Raw genomic sequence first — 24,934 nt, forward strand, 5'->3', positions numbered from 1 at the left:
ATCATAACTGAGTTAAATATCAAATCATAGCATTGACCGCATGTATTTTCACGAAAGCCTTGCTATTATACGGCTTAATATTGATAAAACCTATGCTATAGCTTGATATAGTTTTTAATAAAATTTACGATTATTGTCACACAAAAAGTGTCGTTTAACGCCTCTCTTTTCTTTATCAGTCGTGATTTATCGGTAGGAATGTCCATGTCCAATCAGTTTCAGTTATTTAAGCGTCGTCGTTTTAGCGCTATGTTTTTTACCCAGTTTTTGGGCGCATTCAATGACAATATTTTTAAACAAGCGCTCATACTGGTACTGACTTATACCGCTGCCAGCAAATTAGGGGTAGAGGTCAGCATTCTAAATAACTTGGCCGCCATGTTGTTCATACTGCCCTACTTTTTGTTTTCTGCCTTGGCAGGACAGATTGCTGATAAGTATGAAAAATCAAAGCTCACGCAGTTTATCAAACTACTCGAGCTGGTTATTATGGCGCTTGCAGCAGTGGGGTTTGTCTTTGAGTGGTATGCGCTATTGTTTGTCGCATTGTTTTTGATGGGAACACATTCGACCTTTTTTGGACCAATTAAGTACGCTTATTTGCCACAAGCAATGAAAGAAGACGAGTTGGTCGGTGCCAACGGTCTTTTTCAGATGGGCACTTCTTTGGCTATTCTCGTCGGTATGATTGTCGCTGGCATTTTGACTCAGCTATCACAATCACTGTACTGGATTAGTGCCACGGTGTTGGTCATTGCTGTTTTAGGGTACTTGGCAGCCCGTTATATCCCCAACATGCCAGCGATGCAGCCTGACCTTAAGATTAATTGGAATATTTTTACGACCAGCATCGCCACTGTACGCTACTTATATTCTCTGCCTTTTCTATTCTTTATCATTCTTGGCAACAGTTGGTTTTGGTTTTATGGGGCGACGTTTTTGACCCAAGTGCCAGAATTCAGCAAGGTGATTTTGCTCGGTGATGAGTCCGTGGTGATTTTCTTACTGACGCTGTTTTCTGTTGGGGTATCCATCGGTTCGGTACTGTGCAAGTCATTGACCAAAAACAAAGTTAGCTTGCACCTGCTACCTTTCGGTATTGCTGGTTTAAGTATCTTTGCTATTGATTTGTATTTTTCACTTTCGGGTTTAGATATAAATGTGAATAATGAGACGTTGCTTGGCATCAGTGACTTGTTTGATATAAATGGTAGCTGGCGCGTGTTTGTGGATTTATTTTTATTGGGATTCAGTGGCGGTCTGTATATCGTGCCTCTATATGCGTCTATGCAAGCCTACGCACCCAAAAGTCATCGAGCACGTATTGTCGGTGCTAACAATATTTTTAATGCGATATTTATGGTCACATCGGCTATTTTTGCGATTGTTATTCTGAACACGCTTGGGTTTACGCTACCGCAGCTGTTTTTGGTAACAGGGCTATTAAATATTGCGTTTGGTGCGTTTTTATACATCAAGCTCAATAAGCATATCAAGCAGGCGGTTATCCAAACGCATGAGGAACCCTCTCCATAGCTCAGACTCATATAACCCAAAGCTATTATTTTAAAAAACAGAAAATCTCAATTTGTTGATTGTATTTAAACCATCAGGAGTGAATGATGACCCTGCGTCCTTTATCCAAAGTCGACCAATTATTACTTGGGGTTGATAAAGCATTACGAGCTATCGTGCCACATTCCAACCCTAGCACCCGTCCGTTGCCTGTCAGTTGCGACGAAATTCCTGAGCTGACCATCACCGATGCGCGGCATGTCGCAGGCCTCATGCGGATCAATCATACAGGCGAAGTATGCGCACAGGGCCTATATCACGGACAAGCGTTTGCTGCCAAAGACAATGGTGTCAAGCAAGCCATGCAACAGTCCGCCGAAGAAGAAGTGGATCACTTAGTCTGGTGCGAGACTCGCTTGAGCGAACTTGGTAGCCATGCCAGTGTCTTTACCCCACTTTGGTATGGTATGTCCTTTGGATTGGGTGCGGTAGCAGGCGCAATCTCAAACGAGTTTAGCCTAGGATTTGTGGCAGAGACAGAAGCCCAAGTCAGTGAACATTTGCAAGATCATATCAATCAATTGCCTGAACATGATAAACGCTCAAAAGAAATACTGGCACAAATGGATCTTGAGGAGCTGCATCATCGCGAGCTAGCACTGGCCAGTGGCGGCGCGGCACTATCGCCTCCAGTACGCCACACCATGCGATGGATGGCAAATCGTATGAAAGCCACTGCTTACCACCTGTAGCCATCAGTATAGTTGTTTTCTATCCTAGCAACTGAGCACCGTACCATGACTGACAGGACTGGACTTACTTCGTAATAGCGATTAACAATCCTACCACAGATAGCGTGAAGCTTAATTTGCTAGGGTATTAAAAATTTGTACGATTTTGCAGCAATGACCTAGGGCGTGTCTTCAATTCACTCGATAGTCATCTAAACGGGCTAAAAATGGCTAAATTTTAAGCCTTACAATCTAAATGAAGACACGCCCTAATGAATAACAACCAAATACATTAAATAAGGTAACGATTTTTATGAAAACAACCCTCTCTATTAAGTCACCAAAGTTTGCAACGTTGACCGTCATGGCCACCGCTTGTGCCATGCTGCTCTCTGCACCTGTGAACGCTGCAGAAAGTGATGCCAATGCAACGGCTGTACCTAGTGCGATAGATTCAAGCAAACGTGTGATTCGCCTTGCTCGTCCGAATGCAGCCATTAGTACAGCTCAAACCAGTGCTACTCAAACAAACGTGCCAGCAGCACCTGCTAACAACGCTCAGCCGACCAGTACTCCGCCAAATAATACGCAAACCACTCGCGCTCAACAAAACAGTACGTTTGTCACCGCCGTACAGCCCCAAACACCACAAATGATGACACCTGCGGCAGCCCCTGTGATGAGCGGAACCACTCGCGTCTATGAGCCTGGCCCAATGACTGCCACCGGCATCGATCTGCGCAGCGGACAGCTTCCGAACATCCCCACACCGCAGGTGCAACTCTCAGATATGAGCTTTGTCAAAACCGTACTAATCCCGCAACAAAAAGGTCTGGGGACTGACAAGCTTGATGTCAGCTTACTCGATGACTTCATCGAAGATGTCTCCCCTAACGCTCGTCATTATCCACCAAACTTCCCCAATCGCACACAGCGCCATTACACGCGTGAAAAAATCAAAGTATTGGCCGAGTGGATCGAACCCTATGCCAAATCACCGAATGCTTCTTACGATGTATTGATTCGTGCAGCCAAACTGAATGGTATGGGTCGTAATCTAGATTTGGGCTCAGACTACACGGTACGTGGCGGGCAATATGTGGATCGCGCTATTAAGATTCAGCCTGATAGCGGTGAAGCCAACTTCCTGTATGGCTTGATGCTATCAGAGGGCGGCGGGTTCAAAGAAGGTCAAAAGTATCTAGACCGCGCTGTCGCTTTAGGGTACACCGAAGCCGAACAGAGCTTGGCACAGTCAGACTTACTCAGTGACCGCCGTACTAACGCATTGGAGCGCCTACGCCGCCTCGAAGGAAAATACCCTAGCAATACCGTCATTCCTCAACAAATCAAACTCGTTGAAGAAGGCAAATTCTATATTTGGGATATTCCTGCACCTAACATTAATGTAAAACCAGGTGCTTAGACTGGCTATATTTCTTGAGTCTAATGGGTAACACGCTGAAGGCTTGATAAATAAGACCTTTAATTAGATAAATAAAATATTGAATGACTAGGGTGTGTCCTCATTTCACAAGTGGTGATAAAAATGAGATAAATTGCCGTCAAACGAGAAAAATAGCGTCGATAATATCGAGATATTGACCAGCTATTTGACGATGTTTGGCAAAATTTAGCCATTTTTAGCCCAGTTAGATAACTATTGTTTGAATTGAGGACATGCCCTAGAAGCTTTTGTTCATAGACTCATCAATAAAAAATACAAGCTTAAAGTACCAAGCGCTTTTGTTTTATATCCATAAGACAAAGGCGCTTTTTTTCGACTGTCAAAATCCTACTTGGCAAATATAGTCAAAGAACTCTAAAACGGCTACAAGGCAGCCGACTGCAGATTGTACAAGTAGTACATCTAAGGAGGGTAACGCCGTAGCGGTTTAGTATTTCACCGACTATAGCACGCCTTTATGGTCTGAAATAAAATAGTCTAACGCCACAAGTTGCGCTACACTCACTATCAACTGCTACTTTCATTGCTCATACTCTCATGACTACCGTTTATTGGACTGACTTATGACCTTCGCTGGCCTCAGCAAACAGACAGTACTACATGCTCATAAAAGAACTCTGCCTATCACCTCGGCCATACTATTAGCGGCAGCCGCATCGCTAACAGCCTGTAGTACGGTGACAGTGAACAAACAAGCCACTGCCAAGACTATTTCAGCGCAGCGTGGCAATATTGTCACCGACAATACGCTAAGCAGTGATACGGCATCCGCTTTATTATCGGCAGGACTTAATGAGCAAGCCTGTATGCAACAATTTGACTTATGCTTGACTCAGCTCTCTGACAGTATATTGAATCGACATTATCGCCCTACTTTAGCGATTTTTGCAGAGTTGCATTATGCAAAAGCGCGCCAGCTTGCAGATTCTAAAAACTGTCGTAATGCGCTCGCCCGCCCACCACTTGATCCGTATTATGCCAACGCACCTTTGAGTGACGATGAGGCTAAAATGCAGCAAGTAGAGACCAATTTGTGTTTGACCGACTATCAAGAGAGACTATTTGATGCCGTAAAATACAGCTATACCTACTTGTTTTATGACAGCCTGACCCACGATTTTGAAGACGCTGAGCAAAACAGTAGTGGCGCGCATACCCAAAACCGCATTCCAAATGACAATGACATTCAAACTCAAGACATCTACAACGCTGCCAGTAATGATGTGATTACTCAGCTTTATAGATCGACTGAAAATGCCAATAAGTTGATGGGTAGCACAGCTGTAGAGTATCTACCGATAACCTCTACCAAACGTGATAGCAGCAATGAAGCAGCGATTGCCAATCGACCACCGCTAAAAGGTAAAGCCATCGACCAGATTCAGGTCATGAAAGTAACCGTCGATGACTACAACCTTGATATTTATTTGCCCAACGAAAACAGCTATCTGCAAAATGCTCACAAACAAGCGTCTGCACTGGCAGATTTAGTATCGACCTATGAATTGCGTCTCTCTGGCCTCAATTCTGTCAGCAAACGCGCAGGTCTAGGAATCAGTTTGGTTGCGTCATTGGATGATCGCTATACCACCACCATTCGTCAGCTATTGGCATCGTCCCTGTCTGGTCGATTGACAAATGAGAATAACAACACCGATGACAGCAAGCCCAGCACTCGTATTTATCCGACTGGGCACCTGTTATTGACGGGATTGATTAAGCCGAGTGGTGACAGCGTACTGGACGTACTGAGTAGTCGTCACCTTGATATCCATTTATATAACCCGTATCGAACCGAAACCGTCAACATCTTGAACAACAACTATCCACTGGCAGCCAACTTTTCAGCAGGTTATGGCTTGTGGTTGTCAGAGAACCAATTAGATGGTGTGGGTTATTTGAACCTGATTACTCGCCAGCCAGATGCGCAGCTGCCCAAGTTATTTATGCTCGAACCTTATGATCCTGATAAGCGCGTGCTGATTATGTTGCATGGCCTGGCATCTAGTCCAGCTACTTGGGTAAATTTGACCAACGATATTTTTAATGATGACAAGCTGCGCGATAACTACCAAGTTTGGCAAATATTTTATCCAACCAATCTGCCTATTTTAGAAAACCGTTATCAAATTCAACAATTAATTAACAGCACGTATCAACAGACTGATCCCAATGGGCAAAATCGTGCCAGTAAAAACAGTGTGATTATCAGTCACAGTATGGGTGCCATCATCGCCCGTATGATGCTATCTGATGAAAATCTGGCCGATGACCTAGATAAGCTCAATGACAAAGACATACTCTCTAGCAATGAAAAACAGCAAATTCGCCAGGTGCTCAATACGTCTTTTGGCGAAAATGAGTTAAAAGAGCGGTTTGAGCTACAAGCATTACCACAAGTGGACACCGCTGTCTTTCTATCCGCGCCTTTTCGGGGCACGGATTATGCAGATCGCTGGTTTACCCGTGCGCTACGCCGCATCGTCTATTTACCCGTGGGTTTGGTCAAAACGTTTACTGATAATTTGGCAACGATTGCAACGAAAGGCGATCTAACACAAAACCCATTGGGCGCGTTGTATCTCCAAAATGGTGCCAGTCAGCTCAGTGATAAGTCTTCTTTTATAGAATTAACCAAAGACATCACCATTAATAATCGTATTACTTACCATTCCATCATTGCCAATAACGATGCCGATATCACTAAAGGGCTGGCTCAAACGCAACCAAACGGCGCCAAGATTGATTTGTCTCAAGCGGTCGCAAAAGCGTCTACGAACGCAACTGCCAGTGTTGTCGATATCAGTGAGACAACGGAGGCATCGCAGCTACCACCTGAGCCGCTTGTCGCCGCCGTAACGGTCAACGACGATATCAGTCAAGCATTGACCGAGCGTTTATCAGATGGCATCGTTCCCTACAATAGTGCGCATCTCGAAGGGGCAACTTCTGAGACCATTATTAATGGTGGTCATAGCATCCAGACCAATCCGCAAACTATTTTAACCTTGCGACGAATTTTGCATAAGCAGCTACAAGAGTGATGTAGGTTTTTGTTACTGAATCATGGTTTTGGCATAGAAAACGTAATCTTCAGACAGCGATTATCGCTTTTAAAGAAAATACATAAATACACATAAATTATTGTTTTTAATGATATTAATTTTATTTTTCGAGATGTATTCACTATGGTTTCGGTGACCGTTAGGTTTGCTACTAACAGGCGCGCTTGCTTGCGTGTATATCTAGGTAAGCGCATAATATGCCTACAGTATATGACCGTCATATGTAAATTTATAAGGACATAAATTATTCAATTCAACTAAACAGTGAATCGCAAACTTAGCCAAAATTTATGTCTAATGGTGCTAAGACCACGTCACTGAGCTATTGCCCGTAATGCTTGCCACCTTAATCTACGGATAGTTACGGACAGTTACTTGAGCGTTGTATGGACGTCAGCGCTATTCAGCTAACAGATGAGAGTAACCGTTTATGTTCGCTACATTTATGATTGACCAGCTCGATGCGCTGATGCTTGCGCGTATCCAATTCGCTTTTGTTATCTCGTTTCATATTGTTTTTCCTGCCTTTTCTATCGGACTGGCCAGTTGGCTGGCAGTACTCGAATTTCGCTGGTTAAGAACGGGCAAACCTATCTATGCTGAAGTTTACAAACACTGGGTCAAGATATTTGCCGTCGTCTTTGGTCTAGGCGTGGTATCGGGCGTGGTGATGTCTTACCAATTCGGTACTAACTGGGCCGTATTCTCTGATAAAGCCGGTAACGTTTTAGGCCCACTACTCGCCTATGAAGTATTGACCGCGTTTTTCTTAGAGGCATCCTTCTTGGGTATCATGTTGTTTGGTTGGGGACGTGTGAGCAAACGCATGCATTTTGCCTCAACTGCCATTGTCGCGATTGGTACATTAATTTCAGGTTTTTGGATATTGGCCGCCAACAGCTTTATGCAAACCCCTCAAGGTTTTATGATGGGAGCAGATGGCCTGCTCTATCCGACCAACTGGCTAGAAATCATCTTTAACCCTTCATTCCCATATCGCTACGCTCATATGATGACAGCGGCATTCCTAACGACAGCTTTTGTCGTTGGTGGTATCGGTGCTTACTATATCCAATCCAAAAAACATGTTAAACACCGTGAGCATGGACGCGTGATGCTAGGCATGGCGATGATTATGGCCATCTTTGTAGCACCTGCGCAGGTATTGATTGGTGATGAGCATGGTCTAAATACACTTGAGCATCAACCTGCCAAAGTGGCTGCGATGGAAGGTATCTGGGAAGATGAACGCGGTGCGGCGCTACGCTTATTTGCGATTCCTGATCAAGAAAACCAGACCAATAAATATGAAATCGCTATCCCTTATGTCTCTGGGCTGATCCTAACTCATTCGCTAGATGGTGAAATCAAAGGCCTCAAAAACTGGGCTCCCGAAGATCAGCCACCCGTCATTATTGTGTTTTGGGCGTTTCGTATCATGGTTGCTATTGGCATGCTTATGGTGCTGGTCGGCCTATTCAGTCTATACAAGTATTTCAGAAAACAGCAATTCAATACTGACAGTGTTTGGTTCCACCGTGCGTGGATGATGATGACGCCACTTGGCTTTATCGCCTTACTATCGGGCTGGTTTGTGACCGAAACAGGGCGTCAGCCTTGGACTGTCTATGGCGTGATTCGTACCGCTGAAAGTATGTCACCGCTTGCAGCACAACAAGTAGCTACCACGTTAATTGGCTTTATTGTGCTGTATATATTTGTCTTTGGTGCCGGCAGTTTTTATATCTTGCGCTTGATTGCTCAAGGGCCGAAGCCTTACACCGATCCTTCTAAAGACAACTTCTACGAACATTCAGTGACAGAGAGCCAAGGCCGCGCATTAAGTGGTGATGGCAATTCTGACAAAAACACTGAACAAGGGATGGAAGAAGGCTTAGATACGCCTACAAACGATGTCGATGATGGAGGATTACGCTAATGTTTAACTTCGGTGATGTATTAGATTTACCTCTCATTTGGGGCGGACTGATTGCTTTAGCGGTCTTTATCTATGTTCTACTTGATGGGTTTGATTTGGGCTGCGGGATTTTGTTCCCATTTGCAGGCTCAGATAAAAACCGTAGCCGCATGATGAACTCTATTGCGCCCTTTTGGGATGGTAACGAGACATGGCTAGTACTAGGCGGTGGTGGTCTATTCGCTGCGTTCCCAGTTGCTTACGGCATCATAATGACAGGTCTTTATCTGCCAGTGACTGCCATGCTATTCGGTCTTATCATGCGCGGCGTGGCGTTCGAGTTTCGCTTCAAGTCGTCTTCACGTCGGCATGTATGGGATACCTTTTTCTTTGTCGGCTCAGTCGTTGCGACCTTCTCTCAAGGCATCATGCTTGGGGCGTTGGTGCAAGGATTAGAAGCCAGTAACCGTCTATATACTGGTGGTCCATTTGATTGGCTCACGCCTTTCTCGATCGTCTGCGGATTTGCCATGATTATTGGCTATGCGTTACTTGGCTCTACATGGCTCATCATAAAAACAGAACACACCTTGCAAATATGGGCACGCAAAGTATCTGGCTGGATGCTTACAGCATTAGTAGTGGCCATGATTGTGGTCACAGCATTTATGTACTTTTCAGACATTGATGCGTTAGAGGGATGGTTTAGCTTTCCAGATTTGTTGTACCTTGCTCCTATGCCTATCATTGTCATGCTCTTATTCTTTATCATGCGTAAAGACTTAAAAACTGAGCGTGAGTATCGTCCATTTTTGCTGACGGTTGCCTTGTTTTTGATGGGTTATATCGGCGTTTGTTCTGCTATCTTCCCTTACATCGTGCCGTATCAAATGACGATTTATGAAGCGGCAGCTGCCGATACTTCGTTATCATTTATGCTCATTGGCGCAGGTATTATGTTACCGATTATCTTAAGTTATACGGCTTTTGCCTATTACACGTTTAAAGGTAAATCTGATCACAATCCAATGTACTAATCGCTGATAGCGACTGGTAATGGATCGGCTAAAAAGTGTGGTCACCATAGCTGATATATGGTGATCACATTCATACGCTAATCAGGAGAACTCTATGAAGAAACTCAGTAAAAAACAATCGCAATGGGCATGGTTCGTCGGACTATATTTGGCAGGGTTTTTGGTTGTGTTTACGATTGCTCAGCTAATTAAACTGGCCATGGGTGTTTAGCATAATTGCCTAATCATACGATTGAGTGCCAGTTAGCTAATGAGTAGCTTGCTAGATGCTAAATTTGCACTTTTGTCTTGCTAATACACTTTACTTAGACATGTCGTAAAAAATATTTCTGTATGCATAAAAAAAGCAGCGTTGAATAATCAACGCTGCTTTTTATTTATCTTAAATTTATCAGTTTGGTTTACCTGCATGCTCGATATCATTCTGTTCGATAAACTCATTAACCTGTGTTAAACGCTCAGGCGTGCCCACGTCTATCCAATTATCTGTCGTCACTTCAGCGGTAATCTGAAACTTTATCATGGCTTGCTTGAGTAATGGTGCCAATGCCGCAGGCTGCCCTATGACCAGTCCCTCTACCAACTTAGGTGACATCACGCTAATACCAGCGAAGGTATGCTTGTCTGCATCGCTAACCGGCTGTTCACTAGCCAGACCATTATTGATAGCGAAATCGCCCCCATTGTTATGCTCTGGATTGTCAATCAATAATAGATGCGCACGCTGATCCGCTCCCAATGTATAGCCTCGTAATTGAGAGAAGTCATAGGTAGTCCATACGTCAGAATTGACCAGAATAAACGGCTCATCTCGCAATTTGCCTGTTTGTAATGCCTGAAAAATACCGCCCGCCGTTTCAAGTGGCTCATCACCTTCTACTGACCAATGAAGTTTTACGCCATACTGTGAACCGTCACCTAAGCTGTCCATTAGCTTATCTGCCAACCATGATGCGTTGACCGTGATATCAGTAATACCCGCAGCTTGTAGTGCTTTAATATGCCAAACAATAAGCGGTTGACCAGCGACTTCCACCAAAGGCTTGGGTGTCTCAAGTGTTAATGGACGTAGGCGTGTGCCCTTGCCAGCCGCCAAAATCATGGCTTGTGTAATCGTAGAGGTAGACATCTGCGCTCCTATTTTTATTATTTAAATTAATGTAGCTGAGCATCATCTACGCTGAAGCAAACTTCTCTTTATAAGCAGGTAGCACTGCCTCTTGTAGCCATTGGTTAAAAGGGATGATTGATTGCTTTAGTTCATCACTGCCATGTTCGGCAAGCGAGTTTAATTCAATGAGTAAGTCACGCATGACTTTAGGGATATCAGCCAAATAGCGGTCTTTGCCATCACGCTCAGACAGACGAATAAAAATCCCTAACACTTTTAAATGACGTTGCACGCCTATGACATTCACATCATTTTCAAACTGCCCCACATTGTCAGCGGTGGTTAGCAATTTTTGTTTTTGCAGTTGCCAAAAGTCACTAATCCATGCAGTTATTTGATGCTCTGGCCATTCAACATAGGCATCACGTACTAATGACACTAAGTCATAAGCATACGAGCCGATGACGGCATCTTGAAAATCAATCACGCCCAAACGCGATTGATCGGCTTGGTCTTGCATCAGATTACGGCTGTGGTAGTCACGGTGGACGATCACTTGTGGCTGTCGCAAAATCGCGGGCATCAATGCTGTTTTTAAATTTTCCCAGACCTGCTCAGCTAGCGCTACATCGATATAAGGTATGAACCACTCACTAAACAAGTCCATCTCGCGATTCAATAGTGCCGTATCATAATCTGGCAACTGGTGTTGAGACTTTGCTATTTCTACTGGCACCGTTTGCAGCGCCACTAATGTCTGCATTGCTAGCTGATAGTATTCGTTGATTTGATCTGCGCTGGCATCAATGAGCAAATGCGCAAACTCTACCGAGCCAAAGTCTTGTAATACCAAAAATCCTTTTTCTACATTTTGCGCCGTCAGTGTCGGCACGTTGACAGCAGATGACATCAGCTTAGCAACATTGATGAACTGCAGCATCGCGTCTTGTTCGTCAGCAGAGTCCATAACGATATAATGCTTACTGGCTGTAGTCTCTGTTTCTAATAACTCAATGCGGTGATATCGACGCGCACTAGCATCACCAGGCAGGCTATCCAAACTAAATGTTTGTTCTAAAAATACTTGCTGTAACCACTGTTCTAGTTGCTGGTGGCGGTTGTTGTTATCGTCGATCATATCAGTCTCTAAAGTCGTTTTATCAGTCATAATGGGCGTCATCGGTTAAATATAAATCACAAACAATTAAAGTAGTGATAAGTCAGGCAAAACCTTGTTAAAATAGTAGCGTCTTGCGCCAAAAAAATTGCTCTAGCAGGCGTATTATAAATTTTGCTAAATAGTGTAGCTGATTTGGTTTTTTTTGACTATGATTAGTCGTCATTATATGTAAAACACCCGAATTCTTGAGAATACATTCGTCATATTTTAGTCGCTCATTGACTACTCTATGCTGTTAAATGATATATCTGCACAATTCAGTATCGCAATCCAATAAGCTCTGCAATCATAGGTGTGCCCTTGTTATATTCTCCGCTTTACCAAAGCATTCGCTTGATCCTATTTGGTGCCTTAGGCTTATCCAGTCTCACGGTCAATGCTGCCATTAGTGACGCCAACACGCAGAAAACCGAGCCATTGAGTGCTGATAGTACTGGCAGTTACGTCTCTAACGAAGCGGCTGACACCAATGATAACCGTCATATTCAAGGTAGTGATGAAGGCTATCAAGAGCCAGGGTTTTTGAATGAAGATTATCAAGAGAACTCTGACTTCTCTGATGCTGATAACGCCAATTTATTCAATGATAATGATATAACATCAGACAATGGCGCATCTAATAGCGATGCTCTAAATATCACAGATATCAATGAAGCCACTGACAGTGACGCTTTTGACAACCAAGTTTTTAACACTGAAACCGCTGATGCCGCCTCTCTAGATACCACGGATAGCAATCAGGCGCACAATGATTCAAGTATCAATAATACTTTTACGCCTAAAGCGATAAAGACAGATAACGGTAAGCTGGATATCAATGATGAGAGTATTCAAGCCAGCCTCATGCGCTTAGCAGAATTTTATGAGCTAGCACCAGATACCGATACATCGGCATTGAACCGTGTCGATGACGCTATCGACGTTGAACCAAACGATACTCATGATACCGTAATGCCCGCAGCACAGACCATTCCCAAAGTGGGCAAAGACTTACGCCTTTTGCCAAACACAGTAGACAGCGCCCAACGCTGTGAAGGTCAATGGGTATATCCTCAAAGCAACCCGAATTACCAGCGGGCAGTGAATGAGGCTGGTACTGCAACTGACCGTCCAGCAGCCAATGTAGCAGGTACTCCAAACAATCAAGCCCCTTTATTTACCGAGTCAGATTACGGTTATTACAATAACGTTAACTATGCTGAGCTGTCAGGCAATGTCAAAATAGATCAAGGCACTCAACATATCGAAGCAGAAAAAGTCATGCTTGATCTCAGTAATGGCCTTGCTGCTGCCCAAGGCAGCGTCCTGTTTACTGATAATGCGACTGGACAGCCCATACAACGCACACGCAATGGCTCTACCAATAACAGCCAAGCCAGCTTTAATGATAAAGCAGCACAGGGTGGCCTCATTGGCGTCGCAGATAGCTTGAATTACAATACTGAAACTGGGCAATCAACGGCCAATGATGTGGCGTTTGCTAGTGTTGGACTACAGGCGCACGGCTATGCCAAACGCCTAAACAAACGCAGCGACAATGAATACGAGTTGGATCAGGTCATGTTTAGCACCTGTCCACCCACCAACCGTAAATGGCAGTTTGAAGCCAACAGTATTGATTTAGATACTGATACTGGTCGCGGTGAAGCCTATAACACAACGTTCCGTATCGCTGACATTCCAGTATTTTATCTCCCCTACTTTAATTTTCCGATAGACAGTCGTCGCAGTAGTGGGTTTTTATTACCCAACGCGAGCATCAGTAGTGAGAGCGGTCTTGAAGTAGATATTCCTTATTATTTCAATTTAGCACCCAATTACGATGCCACGCTTAACACGCATATTTATACTGATCGCAACCCTATGCTATCAGGCGAGTTTCGCTATTTGACTGAAAATTATGGGGAAGGTATTTTTAACGGCTCATATCTACCAAATGATAAAGAGTATGATGACGAAAATCGTACCAGCTTATTTTATGATCACACTTGGTCGTCCAAAAGCATTCCTCGACTAAGCGGTGACGCCAAATATAGCTATGTATCGGATGCCGATTACCTTAATGATTTCGACACTTTGGGCCTATCGGACAGCACGATAAACTTGCCACGTCGTGCGCGAGTCAGCTACTACAATGATTATGTCGATGGCGAGCTAAAAGTAGAAACCTTCCAGACTTTGGAGGCTTTCACTGATAGCGGTGAGGCTTTAGAAGACAAAGACAAGCCGTATTCACGTTTGCCACAGCTCAAACTCAATTATCGACTGCCTTGGGCAGAGCGTTTCGATATTACTGGTGTGCATGACTCTGCATACTTCAAAAAATCCATCGATGATGGCTCTGAAAATGAAAAAAGCGGCGCGCGTATTTACAATAAATTGAGTGCCGTTTATCCAATGGAAACCTCTTGGGGTTATGTCAAACCCAAGCTCAGTTTGCAGCATCTGTATACCTCTTATGATGAGGACAGCTTAGCAGATAACCAACTGAGTGAAAAAGATGGCAGTCAATCAGTATTTGTTCCGCAAGCCAGTATCGATGCGGGACTGAATTTTTATCAAGCAGGCTCACCATTCGGTGCTTTTGACGATACCATGGGCGGCTATCGCTTACTGAGCCCGCGAGTGAAATATACATATTCGCCGTATAAAAACCAAAACGACATTCCTAACTTTAATACCCGTATCGCTTCTACTAACTACGAGCAGCTATTTTCGGACAGTTGGTTTTTAGGTCATGATCGTTTGCAAGATTTGCACTCGATTACGCCTGGCGTCAATTATCGTTACATCGATGCAACGGGTGTGACACGTTTTGATGGTAGCATTGCTGAACAGTTCTATCTAGATGATGGACGTGTAACACTTAACGATCAGCAGCCAGTATTCACATCGTCTTCTTCGGGGATGGTATGGGATACCAGTACTCAGCCTTATAATAACTTTTGGGTTGACGTTAGTGGCGCTCTGACTAGAAGCTACGACTTGAACTATATCACGACTGAGTTGCGTTATCAGCCATCAGACAATAGCCTGTTCAATGTGGGTTATGTCAAACGTCAGCGTGATGAAAACACCGAACAACTGCCACTATCTGCATTTACCGCGTCTGCAGTTTTCCCGATCAATAATAGCTGGCGTGTGCTGGCTCAAGGTCAATACGATTATAAACGTAACAAAATGCTCGATTCTCTGATCGGCGTTGATTACGAAGATTGCTGTTTTGGTTTTGCCGTTTATGGTCGCCGTTATTACAATGACTTGAATGTGAAAGACAAACCGACACAAGCTATCATGGCAGAAATTAGATTGAATGGTCTTGGCAGTGGTAGCAGCCGCTTGACACGACTACTGTCTGATAAGATTTTGGGTTTTGAGCCTGTTCAAACAGCATGGAAAGATTAATCAGTCTTTTGTGCTGCGGCATTAGGGTCTGTTGACTATTTTATTATTAAGAGTATTGGATAGAGTTGACCGACTACCATCCGATGCAATGACATTGATGAGGAGCATCATGAGATTTTTTTCTTTACGCCAGACCAGCAGAGCGGTATTGCTATCTATGAGTGCTGGCCTTGCGTTTACGTTAAGTGCCCAAGCGGCTACTGTCAAACCTGCAACAGCACAAGCGTCAACCACTGCTGCGCAAAGCTCCGTTAATCGTTTGACGCCTGCCACTAGTACAGACGGTATTATTGCCTTAGTCAATGAAAACGCTATCTTAAAGAGTGAGCTGATTGATGCTATTACGCAAACCCAAGCTCGTGCGAAAGCTGCTGGAGAGCCTATTGCAAACTCAGCACAATTACAGTCTGAAGTACTGAACGCACTTATTTTGCGTGAATTGCAGCTATCCATGGTGAAACGCACTGGCGTCTCTCCCGATGAAGCTGATATCAACCAGCGTCTAAGCCAAATTGCTCAATCTGAAGGAGTGAATAGCATCTCAGCATTGCAGCAACGTTTAGATGCAGCACGACCTGGTAGTTACGCGACGCTACGTGCTCAGTTGATTGAAGAAGCTGCCATTCAATCGTTACAACAACGCCAAATCACTCGCCGAGTACGTATCAGCGAGCAAGATATTGATGCGTTTTTGGCATCACCTGAAGCCAAACGCCTGAATCAAAACGAATATCAAACCATTCATGTACGGGTTCCTTATATAGATGACTATAGCCGTCTGTCAGCCGCTCAGCGTGAAGAGGCATTAACAGTTGCACAGGCACTACGTACGCGCTTGCTTGCACCAAACGTCAATGTCGCTGAAGCCGTTACTGCTAGCCAAGGTAGCTATCCTCTCCCGCTACAAGGCGGAGACATGGGCTTTCATAAAGCAGCTTCCTTGCCTACAGAATTGTCGAGTCAGATTACCAAGCTAGACGTCGGGGCAGTGAGTGACCCTGTGTTGACGCCTGAAGGTATTGATATCATTAAGCTTGCTGATAAAAAATCCAGCAACACGATGCTTATACCACAGTGGCGTGCTCGCCATATCTTAGTAAAAGTCGATGACTTACAAACTGATGCGCTGGCTGAACAAAAAATCAACGACCTATACGAGCAACTACGTGGCGGTGCTGACTTTGCTGGTCTGGCATCGACTTATTCAGACGATCCAGGCTCAGCAGGGCGCGGTGGTGATCTTGATTGGGTCAGTGAAGAAGATATGGTTGGTCCATTTGAAGCCACGATGAAAAACACAGCGGTCGGTGACTACTCTGCACCATTTAAGACACAGTTTGGTTGGCATATCTTAAAGGTTGACGGTAAGCGTCAGCAAGATATCAGTGATCAATACCGCCGTAATATGGCGCGTCAAGCATTGTACCAACGCCTAGCACCTCAAGCCAAAGAAGACTGGTTACAAGAGCTACGTGCAGGTGCTTATATTCAAGTACTTGGCTAATGCCTCACCATGAGCTAATAACATGAGTGTTAATATTGATATTCGCGAAAATATTTGACAAATTAGAATAAAAGAAGGGTATATGCATTGGCATATACCCTTCTTTTATTGGGGCAATCAATAGGGTGTGTTGAAACATTTAGACATTGAACTCTAGAGGTAACCAAACATTGAAAAACTTGATTACGTTTGTAAGCTCATGCAAATCACACACAAAGAAAAGCCCCGAACCTAGGGCGATTGGTTCAGGGCTTCAATACTTCATATTATTGTTATTATCTTTCTTCCGTGTTGACTCATCCTAAGTCATTAACAGTATCGTATAAGACAGCGGGCTGACCTGTGCTTGTATTGATACCGTCTCAACACTACATCCTTGCGTATCCTTGTGTTGATGGCTGTATTATAGGCCAATGAATTTGGTGCCGATAGCAGCTAAAAACCTTATTTGATGTAAGCATATGCTTACGTCATAACCATACATTTCAGCCCGTAACCTTATCGCTTATCAACCAAAAATGCGCTACTCTTTTCTATGTGCCTCTGACACTTTTTCGCCTTCTTTTTTGCCTTCCTCGATTTTATGCTCTGTCTCTTGAATGTCTTTTGCTTGGGCAGTAGGCCCATTACCTTCTTGCTTGCTTGTCTCTTCTGGCTCATATTGCAAGGTAGTCATCACAGGAAAATGATCAGATCCTATGGACGGCATACGCTGGATATCAACCACCGTAAAACAAGCACTATGGAAGATATGATCCAGTGCCCAACGCAAAAAAGGGTATTTAACATGAAAGGTATTAATAAAATGTCGGCCAATACGAGGATCTAGCAGTCCAGAAATACGCTGAAAACGGCGGGTTGTTTTTGACCATGCCACATCATTGAGATCACCTGCCAGTATCGCCGTTTGATCATTTTCCTTTATATGTTTACCAACCATTAATAGCTCGGCATCACGGGTCGTTGATTTATCGGCCTCAGTTGGGCTAGGAGGCATAGGATGCAAACAATACAGCCAAATGACTCGACCGCCTTGCAAGCGCAACTGAGTATGTATAGAAGGTATATCATCGATCATCAAATACTTAATTTCAGGTTCTATAAGCTCAAGCTTAGAATATAGGTGCATACCATATAGATTATCGAGAGGCACTTTTACGGTATAAGGATAATCAGATTCGATTTGATGTAATGCCCTTTCCCATTTTTTATCGCTTTCTAACGTAATCAAGATATCAGGCTGTCTTTGCTCGACTAAATCGACCAGTTTCTGCGTTTCATCATTGGGTGTCAGTACATTTGAAACCATTATTTTTAATTGATGCGTTTGCCCTTCTGGTTTATCTTTTGCTTTTTGAACTTCCTTTTTCCATAGCTTGGTATACGGCAATATCATTCTCAGCTGAAATGCTAACGTACCGCTCAGTACAGCAAACAATATCCACTGCCCTAACTCCCACTCTGAGAAAAATACTATCATGCCGACCCAAGCAATGATGCCAAGCACCATTATTTGAATACGTGGAAACTCAACGCCGCGTACCCACCAATTATCGAGAGGTAACCAGCCCCAGACTGTTACAAATGCAATGAATCCTGCTAGCCACTGTAAGGCGTAATATAATAGTGAGAGATCCATAGTAGCTACTAACCGTTGATTGAAATATTAATGAGGCTCATGATGATAGACATTCAATGATTATTCGTTTAAGTCGTGTCTGATATGCGACCATGGTACTGACAGAGACTAATTGTGAGTGTTTAACACACCCTAATGACAAAAGGATTTATTCAAAAACACAAAGCTTGTGACTTACTTTAGCATTTCAAAAGATACTCGCCTACTGGTGAGTATCGATTATGCGACAACTACCATAAAACGTTACAATATTAGCTCACGCAACATAATGAGTACTTTATTAAGAAACACACATGCTTAGAGTCATCAGACATCTAAGCATTTCTCCAATAGTAATAACTTAAAGTTATGGAGGGCATAGTTAATAGTGTATAAAAAACGACCAAATAATAGCCAAAACGCCTTGCTTTTTAGTACTATTCACGGCATTGTTATTGGTTAACGGTGCAACAAATAATTGTAAATAGGATTGAATTTCATGAGTGATTTAACAGTAGGCTTGGTAGGCTGGCGCGGTATGGTTGGGTCAGTATTGATACAACGTATGCAGGAAGAAAATGACTTTAATGGTATCACACCCGTGTTTTTTTCAACCAGTAATGCTGGTGGTGATGCGCCAACATTTGAGGGTATTGAAACCAGCCAACTAAAAGACGCTCATGATATTGAAGCACTTGCTGCTTGTGATGTCGTTATTACTTGCCAAGGTGGTGACTATACGTCAAAAGTCCATCAACCATTACGTGATAGTGGTTGGAACGGCTATTGGATTGATGCGGCAAGTTCATTACGAATGGAGGATGACAGCATCATCATTCTTGATCCTGTCAACCGCAGCGTGATTGATAGTGCCCTAGCCAATGGCAAAAAAGATTTTATCGGTGGCAACTGTACCGTCTCCTTGATGCTAATGGCTATCGGCGAGCTGTTTAACAAAGGCTGGGTTGAATGGGTCAGTGCCATGACTTATCAAGCCGCTAGTGGCTCTGGTGCAAATAATATGCGCGAGCTCATCAATGGTATGGGTGTGCTACGTGACGCTGTCCAAGACGAGCTGGCTGACCCTGCTAGTGCCATTCTTGAGATTGACAAAAAAATCGCTCAGACCCAGCGCTCGGATGATTTTCCAAAGCAATACTTTGGTGTGCCACTCGCTGGTAGCTTAATTCCCTATATTGATGTTCAACTAGAGAACAAACAGTCAAAAGAAGAATGGAAAGGTGGTGTTGAAACCAATAAAATCCTTGGTAATGACGCCGCCAGTACGATTCCTATCGACGGTATGTGTGTGCGCGTTGGTGCCATGCGCTGCCATGCGCAAGGCTTAACCATTAAGCTCAAAAAAGACATTCCATTAGAAGAAATCGAAGCTGCACTCAAAAACAGTGGTAATGAGTGGTTGGACTTGGTCGAAGATGACAAAGAAGCGACTATGAATCGTCTAACCCCAGTGGCAGTGACTGGCACATTAACCGTTGCGCTAGGTCGCTTGCGCAAGCTCAATATGGGCCCTGAATATCTAGGTGCCTTTACCGTTGGTGATCAGCTATTATGGGGTGCCGCTGAACCACTACGCCGCATGCTCAATATCATCCGTGAGCAAAACGTCTAACTCAGATACCTTAAATGAAGTACAAAAAAGACAGCAATTGCTGTCTTTTTTTATGAGTTCATTGTTATTTAGGTTGATACGCAATCATTACCTCATTGCGACGCATAAATGGTAATGTCCAAGGTGGATTATAACGTGCCAATTCAGGCTCGCCTGTAGGTGTCAGATTCTGGTTTTGCATCCATGTTTGCAACGCTTCGGTTTTCGTCGCTACTTTTTCTTCTCCTGCTAACCAAGAGAACTTAATCACACCATAAGTCTGTGCAGGCACTTCTATAATCTCAACATTTGGGTTGTTCGGCTTAGGTAACGTTTGCATAGTGTATTGACTAGGCATAGTGAACTGCACGCGCCATTTGCCATTATCCTGCTGCATGCTCACTGGTGCCGTCATGGCAATTTTCTGTGACTCATTCCCACTTTCTTTGCTATCAGCTTGCATCGTGACAGGCGCTGTCATACTAATTTTACTACTGCCTCCACTGGATGCTGTGTTATTACCAAAAATATAGTCCGCTAAAACCTTAAACCCTTCACGACTGGCCGAATCTTGGTCACCACTTACCCACGTTTGCGCTACTAGTTGCTCATCATAACGACGCAGCTCAAAGTCATCCACTTGCGACAACACAGTATAATCTGGTTCTTCGGTAGCCATAGCCCCTCCTGATATCAATAATGAACCACTTAATAATAAGTAGACTGCCTTTTTCATAGTATGTCTCCAATCTCTCAAATCATGGCTGGTGAGTCTTATCTCACCTGTATGACTTCTACTTTACCAACTGACCATCAGCGCTGTCTGTATCTTTTGAGGTACTGTCTGTGTTTTTTAGTTATGGCAAAGTGACATTAGGGCGTGTTGACCGCATCTCAATGACATTAAATATCTATGTCCAAAAAAAACGCTAACAATGCTATAATTAGTGCCATTTTCATAGCTTAAATAGCGGTTATCATATGCAATTTGTCTTACATAAAACGGCCAGCGGTGAAACGCGTGCACGCCGTGGTACAGTTCATCTCAATCATGGCGACGTGCAAACGCCTGCTTTTATGCCAGTTGGTACTTATGGTACGGTCAAAGGCATGCTGCCACGTGATATCGAAGCCATCGGTGCTGATATCGTTTTAGGCAATACCTTTCATTTATGGTTACGCCCAGGCACTGAGGTCATTGATAAGTTTGGTGGCTTGCATAAGTTCATGCATTGGGACAAGCCCATTCTGACTGATTCAGGCGGATTCCAAGTATTTAGCCTTGGCGCCATGCGTAAAATCACCGAAGAAGGTGTCAATTTTAAATCGCCTATCGATGGTGCTAAGGTATTTCTCTCTCCAGAAAAATCCATGCAAATTCAGTACAGCTTAAATTCAGACATCGTCATGCAGTTCGATGAATGTACGCCTTATCCAGCAACTCACGATGAAGCAAAAAAGTCGTTAGAGCTCTCTCTACGTTGGGGACAGCGCTGTGTTGATGAGCACAAAAAACTGGGGAGCACCAATGCCCTATTTGGCATTATCCAAGGCAGTATGTATGCCGATTTGCGTCAGCAGTCACTCGAAGGCCTACTAAACATCGGCTTTGACGGTTATGCCATCGGTGGTCTGTCTGTCGGTGAGCCGAAAGACGAGATGATGGATGTTTTGGATTATATGCCAAATGCCATGCCAGCAGATAAGCCACGCTACTTGATGGGCGTTGGTAAGCCTGAAGACATCGTAGAAGCGGTACGCCGCGGTGTAGACATGTTTGATTGCGTCATGCCAACTCGCAACGCGCGTAACGGTCATTACTTCGTGACAGGCGATACAGACAATGCTGGGGTGGTACGTATCCGTAATAGCCAGTATCGTAACGATGAAGGCCCATTAGACCCTGAATGCGATTGCTATACTTGTCAAAACTTTAGCCGCGCTTATCTATACCACCTGAATAAGTGCAAAGAGATGCTAGGCGCTCAGCTAGCGACCATTCATAACTTGCGCTATTACCAACGTTTGATGCAGGGTATCAGAGACGCTATTGAACAAGACACATTTGATGAGTTTGTCATCGAGTTCTATACCAAACGTGGTCAAACGGTTCCTGAACTAAACTTACGCTAATCTTTTTTAATCTTTAGCAAGACACACTAAAAAGGGCTTAAGAATAATCTTAGGCCCTTTTTAGTGTGTACTACTTTTATCATTGAATGATTCAGACATCTAAATCATTCAATGATGATGGATACTAACCCATCAATGAAGTAACAAATACCACAACAACGGCAATCGGTGCAACAAACTTCGCCACGATTTGCCAAATCTTCCATGCGCCATTAGATAAGCCAAGCTCTTGCTGGATACTGTTTTGATCCATTTTCCAAGCAAGGAAGACAATCGCGGCAAGACCAGTCAAAGGTAGAATGAACTTACTGGTGATTTTATCCAGTACATCAAAGATACCATTACCCATGATCGTAAAGTCAGACCATAAGTTGAACGATAACAATGCGGCGATACCTAGTAACCAAATGACAGTACTCGCAACGATAGTCGCTACCGTACGACTCATCGGAGTACGCTCTTCTAATAGCTCAACGGTAGGCTCTAGCAATGAGATAGACGAGGTAATAGCGGCAAAAGTAATGAGTAAGAAGAACAACGTACCAATAATCGTACCGGCACCCATGCTACCGAAAGCAATCGGCAAGCTCACAAAGATAAGACCAGGGCCTGACGCAGGATCTAGACCATTGCTAAAGATGATTGGGAAAATCGCTAGGCCAGCGGCCAACGCAATAACCGTGTCCAAAATAACAACCGTACGTGCTGTTTTGAGTAGGTTCACTTCACGACCCAAGTATGAACCATAGGCAACCATGATACCCATACCAATTGATAGCGTGAAGAAAGCATGACCTAGTGCCGCCAGCATAACATCAGAAGTCAATTTGCTAAGATCTGGTGTGAACAAGTAAGCCACTGCCTCACCAAATCCGCCATTCATGACGTTATAACCAACGATAACGAAAAGAATCACACCCAATAATGGCATCAAAACTTTGGCTGTTTTTTCGATACCACTGGTCACACCGATACCAACGATGATTGCTGTCAAAATCATAAAGACCGTGTGCCAGATCGTCAATGTACCTGCTGACGCGAGCATGGCATCAAAGGTTGCAGCGACAGAATCACTATCTTGACCTGCAAAGCTGCCTGAAGCGACTTTAGTAATATAGTTAAGCGCCCAACCACCGATGACACTATAGAACGATAGAATCAGGAAGCCACCTAAGATACCTGAAGCACCAATGATACCCCAACTACGTGACTTACCTTCGCTGGCTGCGACATCTGCGAACGTATTGACTGGGTTCTTTTGACCACGGCGACCAATCAGCCACTCAGCAACCAATATCGGAAAACCGACCAGCGCGATACAGAATAAATAAGCGATGACGAATGCTGAACCACCGCTTTCACCAACCATATATGGGAATTTCCATATATTTCCTAAACCAACTGCTGATCCTACTGCTGCCAACACGAAGCCAAAACTTGAGCTCCACTGTGCATGTTCTTGTTTATTGATAGCCATCTTATCCATCCTCGTGCTTCAATTAATGTTGCTGATAATCTTCCTTGATCAACATAAAAAGTCAGTTTTACCATGAGACTCTTTAGTAAACGCCTCGATTTGAAGCGCCCAGCAACATTAAGAAAGAATTGTTTACAATACCATAAACGCTCAGTTTCTGCTAAGCGACCAAAAAAGTCAAGCACTCATAAATATAAAAAGCCATAACAATTGGTTATGGCTCGTAAGAATTTTATCTATAACTGACAAGCGTTTAGACAATTAAAACCGTAATGCTATCAATGGTTTTCAGAAAAAAACCATCCCATCTTTAGCGCACCACACCGCGACGGCTCTTTTGTAAAGAGTCAATAAGCAATTGGATTTTTGGCTCTTTTGGTAATAGCTCGCTATTTAATCCCTCAAGCGCTTGCACTGTCGTTAAGCCAGATCTAAAAATCATACGATACGCTTGACGCAACACATCAATGGTTTCTCTCGACCATCCTTTACGACGCATTCCTTCGACGTTGAGCCCATGAGTCTTTGCTGGATTGCCAGATACCATCGTAAAAGCCGCCACATCTTTTAAAATGAGACTTGCCCCACCGATCAAACTATAGTCATCTACCGTACAAAACTGATGAATGCCTGAATTACCACCGATAATGGTGTGATCACCAATGGTTACATGCCCTGCAACGCCAACATTATTGGCCAGTACATTATGATCCCCAATCACACAGTCATGCGCTACGTGAGTATTGACCATTAACAAATTATGGCTACCGATTTTAGTCAACTCACCATCTTGAGCCGTACCACGATGTAAGCTACAAGCCTCACGAATAGTATTATGGTCACCGATTTCCAGCCAAGTACGCTCACCTGCATACTTCAAGTCCTGCGGATCTTCACCAATACTCGAAAACTGATAAAACTCATTGTATTGTCCAATACGAGTCAACTTAGTCACGACCACATGTCTATGCAAAACCGTATGTGCACCAATTGATACCTCGTCACCCACAATACAATAAGGCCCGATGATGGCAGTCTCATCAATCTGTGCGGACGATGAGATGAGTGCTGTAGGATGAATCTGACTCATAAGATGGGCCCTTGTATCATTTGATGCGAGTAAATAATAAAAAAGTATCGCTATTTTAGCTTTGCTAATG

17 protein-coding genes are annotated in these 24,934 nt (G+C 43.8%); 11 read left to right on the forward strand and 6 right to left on the reverse strand.

Features of this window, described 5'->3' with window-relative positions; all coding sequences use genetic code 11:
• The first annotated feature begins 204 nt into the window (after positions 1–204).
• The 7 genes from QL982_RS00325 to QL982_RS00355 all read left to right on the forward strand — a co-directional run bounded on the left by QL982_RS00325 (position 205) and on the right by QL982_RS00355 (position 9,945).
• Positions 205–1,536 carry an MFS transporter gene (locus tag QL982_RS00325; protein WP_290164896.1) on the forward strand — a complete coding sequence of 444 codons (1,332 nt, stop codon included), beginning with the start codon at positions 205–207 and terminating at the stop codon, positions 1,534–1,536.
• A 92-nt stretch (positions 1,537–1,628) separates the two neighbouring features.
• Positions 1,629–2,267: a 2-polyprenyl-3-methyl-6-methoxy-1,4-benzoquinone monooxygenase gene (coq7, locus tag QL982_RS00330; RefSeq protein ID WP_290164898.1), complete on the forward strand. Its 639-nt coding sequence runs from the start codon at positions 1,629–1,631 to the stop codon at positions 2,265–2,267.
• A 292-nt stretch (positions 2,268–2,559) separates the two neighbouring features.
• Positions 2,560–3,672: a hypothetical protein gene (locus tag QL982_RS00335; RefSeq protein WP_290164897.1), complete on the forward strand. Its 1,113-nt coding sequence runs from the start codon at positions 2,560–2,562 to the stop codon at positions 3,670–3,672.
• 605 nt (positions 3,673–4,277) lie between these two features.
• A complete protein-coding gene (locus QL982_RS00340) occupies positions 4,278–6,758 on the forward strand; it encodes an alpha/beta hydrolase (RefSeq protein ID WP_290164240.1) in 2,481 nt (826 codons plus the stop codon).
• Positions 6,759–7,209: 451 nt separating this feature from the next.
• Positions 7,210–8,718 (forward strand): cytochrome ubiquinol oxidase subunit I, encoded by a 1,509-nt coding sequence (locus tag QL982_RS00345; RefSeq protein WP_290190109.1) that lies wholly within the window; start codon positions 7,210–7,212, stop codon positions 8,716–8,718.
• Positions 8,718–9,734 (forward strand): cytochrome d ubiquinol oxidase subunit II, encoded by a 1,017-nt coding sequence (gene cydB, locus QL982_RS00350; RefSeq protein ID WP_290164238.1) that lies wholly within the window; start codon positions 8,718–8,720, stop codon positions 9,732–9,734. The genes QL982_RS00345 and cydB overlap by 1 nt, the downstream gene beginning before the upstream one ends.
• A gap of 94 nt (positions 9,735–9,828) precedes the next feature.
• On the forward strand, positions 9,829–9,945 hold the full coding sequence (locus QL982_RS00355; protein WP_290164237.1) for a DUF2474 domain-containing protein: 117 nt from the start codon (positions 9,829–9,831) through the stop codon (positions 9,943–9,945).
• A 180-nt stretch (positions 9,946–10,125) separates the two neighbouring features.
• On the opposite strand, the gene murU is transcribed toward QL982_RS00355, so the two are convergent.
• Complete coding sequence (murU, locus tag QL982_RS00360) at positions 10,126–10,863, reverse strand: N-acetylmuramate alpha-1-phosphate uridylyltransferase MurU (protein ID WP_290190110.1); 738 nt, start codon at positions 10,861–10,863, stop codon at positions 10,126–10,128.
• A gap of 46 nt (positions 10,864–10,909) precedes the next feature.
• Positions 10,910–12,013: a phosphotransferase gene (locus QL982_RS00365; RefSeq protein WP_290190111.1), complete on the reverse strand. Its 1,104-nt coding sequence runs from the start codon at positions 12,011–12,013 to the stop codon at positions 10,910–10,912.
• A gap of 306 nt (positions 12,014–12,319) precedes the next feature.
• Here QL982_RS00365 and lptD point away from each other — a divergent pair, with 306 nt between their 5' ends.
• Positions 12,320–15,430: an LPS assembly protein LptD gene (gene lptD, locus QL982_RS00370; protein WP_290190112.1), complete on the forward strand. Its 3,111-nt coding sequence runs from the start codon at positions 12,320–12,322 to the stop codon at positions 15,428–15,430.
• 109 nt (positions 15,431–15,539) lie between these two features.
• Positions 15,540–16,934, forward strand: coding sequence for a peptidylprolyl isomerase (locus QL982_RS00375; protein WP_290164233.1), 1,395 nt, complete (start codon positions 15,540–15,542; stop codon positions 16,932–16,934).
• A 523-nt stretch (positions 16,935–17,457) separates the two neighbouring features.
• Here QL982_RS00375 and QL982_RS00380 read toward each other — a convergent pair.
• Positions 17,458–18,573 carry an endonuclease/exonuclease/phosphatase family protein gene (locus QL982_RS00380; RefSeq protein WP_290164232.1) on the reverse strand — a complete coding sequence of 372 codons (1,116 nt, stop codon included), beginning with the start codon at positions 18,571–18,573 and terminating at the stop codon, positions 17,458–17,460.
• A 478-nt stretch (positions 18,574–19,051) separates the two neighbouring features.
• Here QL982_RS00380 and asd point away from each other — a divergent pair, with 478 nt between their 5' ends.
• On the forward strand, positions 19,052–20,185 hold the full coding sequence (asd, locus tag QL982_RS00385) for an aspartate-semialdehyde dehydrogenase (protein ID WP_290164231.1): 1,134 nt from the start codon (positions 19,052–19,054) through the stop codon (positions 20,183–20,185).
• Positions 20,186–20,249: 64 nt separating this feature from the next.
• Here the strand turns inward: asd and QL982_RS00390 are convergent, their stop codons facing one another.
• On the reverse strand, positions 20,250–20,843 hold the full coding sequence (locus QL982_RS00390) for a heme-binding protein (RefSeq protein WP_290164230.1): 594 nt from the start codon (positions 20,841–20,843) through the stop codon (positions 20,250–20,252).
• 302 nt (positions 20,844–21,145) lie between these two features.
• Between QL982_RS00390 and tgt the strand changes: the two genes are divergently transcribed.
• Positions 21,146–22,297, forward strand: a complete 1,152-nt coding sequence (tgt, locus tag QL982_RS00395; protein ID WP_290164229.1) for a tRNA guanosine(34) transglycosylase Tgt — start codon at positions 21,146–21,148, stop codon at positions 22,295–22,297.
• Between the two features lie 124 nt (positions 22,298–22,421).
• Here tgt and QL982_RS00400 read toward each other — a convergent pair whose 3' ends face one another.
• Positions 22,422–23,774 (reverse strand): sodium-dependent transporter, encoded by a 1,353-nt coding sequence (locus tag QL982_RS00400; RefSeq protein WP_290164228.1) that lies wholly within the window; start codon positions 23,772–23,774, stop codon positions 22,422–22,424.
• 310 nt (positions 23,775–24,084) lie between these two features.
• Entirely contained in the window at positions 24,085–24,864 is a 780-nt protein-coding gene (gene lpxA, locus QL982_RS00405; protein ID WP_290164227.1) for an acyl-ACP--UDP-N-acetylglucosamine O-acyltransferase, read from the reverse strand.
• Positions 24,865–24,934 lie beyond the last annotated feature (70 nt).

The organism is Psychrobacter sp. 5A.1 (genome assembly GCF_030407455.1).
Taxonomy (GTDB): domain Bacteria; phylum Pseudomonadota; class Gammaproteobacteria; order Pseudomonadales; family Moraxellaceae; genus Psychrobacter.